The sequence below is a fragment of the Flavobacterium cyanobacteriorum genome (assembly GCF_002251835.1).
GTDB classification, from domain to species: domain Bacteria; phylum Bacteroidota; class Bacteroidia; order Flavobacteriales; family Flavobacteriaceae; genus Flavobacterium; species Flavobacterium cyanobacteriorum.
This window is the reverse complement of sequence record NZ_NOXV01000141.1, coordinates 1-5131: the sequence shown is the minus strand read 5'-3', so window position 1 is coordinate 5131 and position 5131 is coordinate 1. Positions and strand designations below refer to the sequence as shown.

Sequence of the window (5131 nt, the reverse complement as noted above, 5' to 3'; positions counted from 1 at the left end):
TTTTATTGATTTTTAATCAATTATATTTTTTGTCGTGTACTAAAATTATAATTAAATTGTGCATACCACGTTAGAAATGCATTATTTTTGTCCTAAATAACGTCTGCCCATGAACGAAGGTCTGGTTGTAATACCTACGTACAACGAAATTGAGAATATTGAGCCCATAGTAAGGGCTGTTTTAATGCTTAAAACGCCTTTTGATCTTTTAATAGTAGACGATAATTCACCTGACGGTACTGCCCGCAAAGCCATTGCGTTGCAGCAGGAGTACCCGGATCGGCTGTATGTTGAGGTGCGGCAGGGTAAATCCGGGCTTGGCACGGCCTACGTCCATGGTTTTAAATGGGCCATAGCCAGAAAATATGAATATATTTTTGAAATGGATGCTGATTTTTCACACAACCCTGCTGACCTTGAGCGGCTGCTTGAGGCGTGTAAGAAAGGCGCAGATATGGCTATAGGATCGCGGTACAGCAGGGGCGTAAATGTGGTTAACTGGCCGCTTAGCAGGGTGCTGCTGTCCTACTTTGCTTCTGTTTATGTAAAATTAATTACCGGCATGAAAATACATGACGCCACCGCCGGTTTTAAATGCTACAAAAGGAAAGTCCTTGAGAGCATTAACTTCAACAGGATAAAATTTGTAGGATATGCTTTCCAGATAGAAATGAAATACAGGGCCTACGTTAATGGCTTTAACCTTGTTGAAGTACCAATAATTTTTACAGACAGGACAAAAGGTGAATCAAAAATGAGCAATGCCATTATAAAAGAGGCCATATTTGGTGTTATTTCTCTTAAATTTAAAAAAATACTTAACCGACTATAAAAATATGAACAGGATTTTAATAAAAAACGCCAGGATTGTAAACGAAGGCACTATCACCGAAGGCGATGTTTATATTGAAGGTAAATATATAAAAGAAATAGCCGGCGCTATAAGCGCTAAATCTCCTGATGTTAAGATAATAGACGCGGAAGGCAGCTTCCTTATACCCGGTGCTATTGATGACCAGGTGCACTTCAGGGAGCCGGGGCTAACCCATAAAGGTGATATTGAATCAGAATCCAGGGCGGCCGTGGCGGGAGGGATAACCTCATTCATTGAGCAGCCTAATACGGTGCCTAATGCCGTAACCCACGAAATACTGGAGCAGAAATACCAAAGGGCGGCTGAAGTATCATATGCCAACTATTCCTTCATGATCGGCGGTACCAACAATAACCTTGACGAGTTGCTTAAAACCAATCCTAAAAATGTGGCAGGGATTAAGCTTTTCCTGGGGTCTTCAACTGGGAATATGCTGGTTGATGATGAGAAGGCGCTCGAAAATATATTTTCCAGTACAGAGCTACTCATTGCAACACATTGCGAAGACGAAGGCACCATAAAGAAAAACCTTGAGAAGTTTAAGGAACAATATGGTGACAATATCCCTGTAAAATACCATCCGGAAATAAGGAGCGCAGAATCCTGCTATATCTCATCTTCAAAAACGGTAGAGCTGGCTAAGAAAACAGGTGCCAGGCTACATGTTTTCCATCTTTCTACCGCAAAAGAAATGGAACTTTTCACAAACAAAATACCCCTTGAGGAGAAAAAAATTACGGCAGAAGTCTGTATACACCACCTTTGGTTTTCTGATGCGGATTACGATACCAAAGGCGCACTTATAAAATGGAACCCTGCTGTGAAAACCGCTGCCGACAGGGATGCTTTATGGAAAGCGCTGCTGGATGACAGGATTGATGTGATTGCTACCGACCATGCGCCGCATACACTGGAGGAAAAGAACAACCCTTATACCTCTTCCCCTGCCGGCGGGCCGCTGGTGCAGCATGCCGTCGTGGCCATGTTTGAAGCCTACCACCAAAAGAAGATATCTGTGGAAAAGATAGTAGAGAAAATGGCACACAACCCTGCCAGGATATTCAATATTGAGAAACGCGGCTTCATCAGGGAAGGCTATTATGCTGATCTTGCAATTGTTAACCCCGGGCTGCCCTGGAACGTAAAGAAAGAAAATATTCTCTACAAGTGCGGCTGGTCACCTTTTGAAGGGACTAATTTCAAGTCAAGGATTACACATACCTTTGTAAACGGGCAGCTGGTTTATACCAATTTTAAAGTGAAAGACATCCGTTGCGGCGAGCGCCTGCTTTTTGACAGATAATCATGAAAAAATTCATTGCTATAGGCCTGTTATTATTGTTTGTGTCGTGCAGGCAGGGCAACGCCGTGGAAAAACCCGGTAAGCTTATAGAGAGGGAAAAAATGGCAGATATACTTTATGACCTTTCCCTTTTACAGGCTATACGCTCCCAGTCGCCCAACACTCTCCGTGACGAAAATGTTGACCCCCAGCAATATATCTATAAAAAATATGCTATTGACAGCATCACACTGGCACAGAACCACAAGTATTACGCATCAAAGCTCGAAGAATATGCCAAAATACAGGAAGAAGTAAAAGCCAGGGTGCAGGCACGGATAAAAGAAAATGAACCAAAAAAAGACATTAAGAAGTAAACTGTGACGCCAGCTTTTTAAGGTAAGGTTTCATCTCCGTAAAGGTAAAGTTCAGCATCCTTGCTGTTTTGCTGTTGTCAAAAATCTCGTTTTTATGTGCTGCCCTCGCCATAGCACGTGTAAAGCCCCTTTTCCTCATAAACAGTTTGCTAAGCAGCCAGTCAGCGCGCCATGCAAAGGAGGTCATAAGCCTTGTGGCTGCATAGGCAGGGCTTTTCTTGCCCATACCTTCGCAAATGGCGCCAAAAAGATTTTTATAGGTACTATTTTCGGCAACCAGCGCAAAGCGTTCGCCGGTTATTTCACTGTTCATTAATTGAGTCATGATGCTTACAACATCTTCCACGGCAATAATGCCACAGGAGCCCTCTGTATAAAAATACATCCCCTTTTTTACAGCGCTGAATATCTGCCCGCTGCCCTGTCCCCAAAAACCATAACCAAATATCAGCGCCGGGTTTACTATCACCACATCGAGGCCTTCCTGCCAGCCACGCCACACTTCCATTTCGGCGCCGCGTTTGCTCAGGGCATAGTCATGGTGGCTTAGTTCGGGGTTCCATTCAGTTTCCTCGTCAATAAGTTCCCCGTCACGCGGGTCGCCCAGTGCGGCTACGGAACTTACATGGCAGAACTTTTTTACGCCAAAGGCAAGGGCACAGTTTACCATGTTGGCCGTACCTTCAATATTTACTTTCCGAAGTTTGTTTTCTTCCGCAGGGTCAAACGAAATATGGGCAGCACAATGATATACATAATCAATTCCGGCAAAAGCATCCTCCAGCGAAGGAATGTCGTTTATATCGCCCTGCACCCACTCAATAGCATTAAAATCAGCATTGCCGGCATAATGGGAAAAGAGTTTGCGGGTTTTGTTGATGTTGTCGGCGTTTCGGTATAGGGCACGTACTTTTTCTCCTCCTGACGTGAGGCGAAGCAGCAGGTGGGCGCCAACAAGCCCGGTTCCTCCGGTAACTAGTATCATACAACAAATGTAAAAAGATACTTAGCATATATTTCATATTTCAGGCTTAAATATTTTACAGATGCGGACCTGCGTTGTATTTTTGCAGCCATTAGCTTAATAATCATGAAAAATTTTGTAGAAGAACTAAAATGGCGGGGCATGGTGCACGATATAATGCCCGGGACTGAAGAGCAACTGAATAAAGGCATGGCCACAGCCTACATAGGGTTTGACCCCACTTCCGATTCGTTGCATATCGGCAGCCTTGTACCTATTATCATTTTAGTTCACCTGCAAAAATGCGGGCATAAGCCCGTGGCGCTTGTGGGTGGGGCCACCGGTATGATTGGCGACCCTTCAGGAAAATCCGATGAGCGCAACCTGCTTGACGAGGCTGCCCTTGAGCGAAATGTGGCAGGGATAAAACGTGTTTTGTCCCGCTTTCTTGATTTCAGCTCTACAGCCGCTAATGCCCCTCTGCTGGTCAATAACTACGACTGGATGAAGGAGTTTTCTTTCATAGGTTTTGCCCGTGATGTAGGCAAGCGGATCACGGTCAATTATATGATGGCTAAAGATTCGGTTAAAAAGCGCCTTACCGGTGAAGCCGGTTCAGGCATGTCTTTCACGGAATTTACGTACCAGCTTATCCAGGGCTATGATTTTTACCACCTGTACAAAAACTACAATTGCGTGCTGCAGCTGGGCGGAAGCGACCAGTGGGGGAACATAACCACCGGCACAGAGCTTATACGACGCATGAGCGATGATGAGGGCGCAAAGGCCTATGCCATGACCTGCCCGCTTATCACCAAGGCCGACGGCTCAAAATTCGGTAAATCAGAAGGGGGCAATATATGGCTTGACGCAGATAAAACCTCGGTATACAAATTTTACCAGTTCTGGCTCAATACTACCGATGCGGATGCCGAAAAGTATATTAAGATATTTACCTTCCTTGCACAGGACGAGGTGGAGGCGCTTATTGACGGGCACAGGCAGGCACCCCACCTTAGGCTGTTGCAAAAACGCCTTGCTGAAGAAGTTACGGCCTTTGTACATTCACGGGAAGACCTTGAAAACGCGGTGAAGGCATCATCCATACTCTTTGGCAACGCTACTGCAGATGACTTAAAACAGCTTGACGAAAATACTTTCCTTGATGTATTTGAGGGCGTGCCACAGGCAGAAGTCGCTAAGGACGACATACACGCCGGTTTGAATATTGTTGATGCCTTTGTTGCCAAAACCAACTTTTTGCCGACCAATGCAGAGGCACGGCGTGCACTGAAAGAAAACTCAGTTGCTGTAAACCGGGAAAAAGTAGGGGAAGAGTACCACCTTACGGCCAAGGACCTTATTAACGGCCAGTTCATCTTGTTGCAAAGGGGTAAGAAGACTTACTTTGTGATAAGGGTAAGATAACGGCCTTAGCAAGGGAGAGCCTACTTTTATAGCCCTTATGGCGCGGTATCGAAGCAGTGCGCCGGGTGGAGCCGGAGCGCAACCGGAGCGCAAACCGGCAATGCGCAATCTTCCGGAGGCACATTGCTGCACAGCTATTCTTATCAGTTCCCCGATTATTTTTTTGGGCGTGTCCCTGCGGGCCGGGCTTTCCGCTGTATCTTTTT

5 protein-coding genes are annotated in these 5131 nt (G+C 45.4%); 4 read left to right on the top strand and 1 reads right to left on the bottom strand.

The annotated features are described in order from the left end of the window. Window positions 1-109: 109 nt before the first annotated feature. The 3 genes from CHU92_RS02050 to CHU92_RS02040 are packed head-to-tail and all read left to right on the top strand — an operon-like array spanning window position 110 to window position 2533. On the top strand, window positions 110-832 hold the full coding sequence (locus tag CHU92_RS02050; RefSeq protein WP_094412104.1) for a polyprenol monophosphomannose synthase: 723 nt from the start codon (window positions 110-112) through the stop codon (window positions 830-832). A gap of 4 nt (window positions 833-836) precedes the next feature. Beyond that, entirely contained in the window at window positions 837-2177 is a 1341-nt protein-coding gene (locus CHU92_RS02045) for a dihydroorotase (RefSeq protein ID WP_094412102.1), read from the top strand. Between the two features lie 2 nt (window positions 2178-2179). Next, on the top strand, window positions 2180-2533 hold the full coding sequence (locus tag CHU92_RS02040) for a DUF4296 domain-containing protein (RefSeq protein ID WP_094412100.1): 354 nt from the start codon (window positions 2180-2182) through the stop codon (window positions 2531-2533). On the opposite strand, the gene CHU92_RS02035 is transcribed toward CHU92_RS02040, so the two are convergent. Further along, on the bottom strand, window positions 2523-3518 hold the full coding sequence (locus CHU92_RS02035) for an NAD-dependent epimerase/dehydratase family protein (protein WP_094412098.1): 996 nt from the start codon (window positions 3516-3518) through the stop codon (window positions 2523-2525). The genes CHU92_RS02040 and CHU92_RS02035 overlap by 11 nt on opposite strands. A gap of 105 nt (window positions 3519-3623) precedes the next feature. On the opposite strand from CHU92_RS02035, the gene tyrS reads away from it, so the two are divergent. Beyond that, complete coding sequence (gene tyrS, locus CHU92_RS02030) at window positions 3624-4925, top strand: tyrosine--tRNA ligase (protein ID WP_094412096.1); 1302 nt, start codon at window positions 3624-3626, stop codon at window positions 4923-4925. Window positions 4926-5131 lie beyond the last annotated feature (206 nt).

Bases quoted from the DNA above. Each gene is read 5' to 3' on its own strand.
- CHU92_RS02045 (WP_094412102.1), top strand. From the start codon at position 837: ATGAACAGGATTTTAATAAAAAACGCCAGGATTGTAAACGAAGGCACT.
- tyrS (WP_094412096.1), top strand. From the start codon at position 3,624: ATGAAAAATTTTGTAGAAGAACTAAAATGGCGGGGCATGGTGCACGAT.
- CHU92_RS02035 (WP_094412098.1), bottom strand. From the start codon at position 3,518: ATGATACTAGTTACCGGAGGAACCGGGCTTGTTGGCGCCCACCTGCTG.
- CHU92_RS02040 (WP_094412100.1), top strand. From the start codon at position 2,180: ATGAAAAAATTCATTGCTATAGGCCTGTTATTATTGTTTGTGTCGTGC.
- CHU92_RS02050 (WP_094412104.1), top strand. From the start codon at position 110: ATGAACGAAGGTCTGGTTGTAATACCTACGTACAACGAAATTGAGAAT.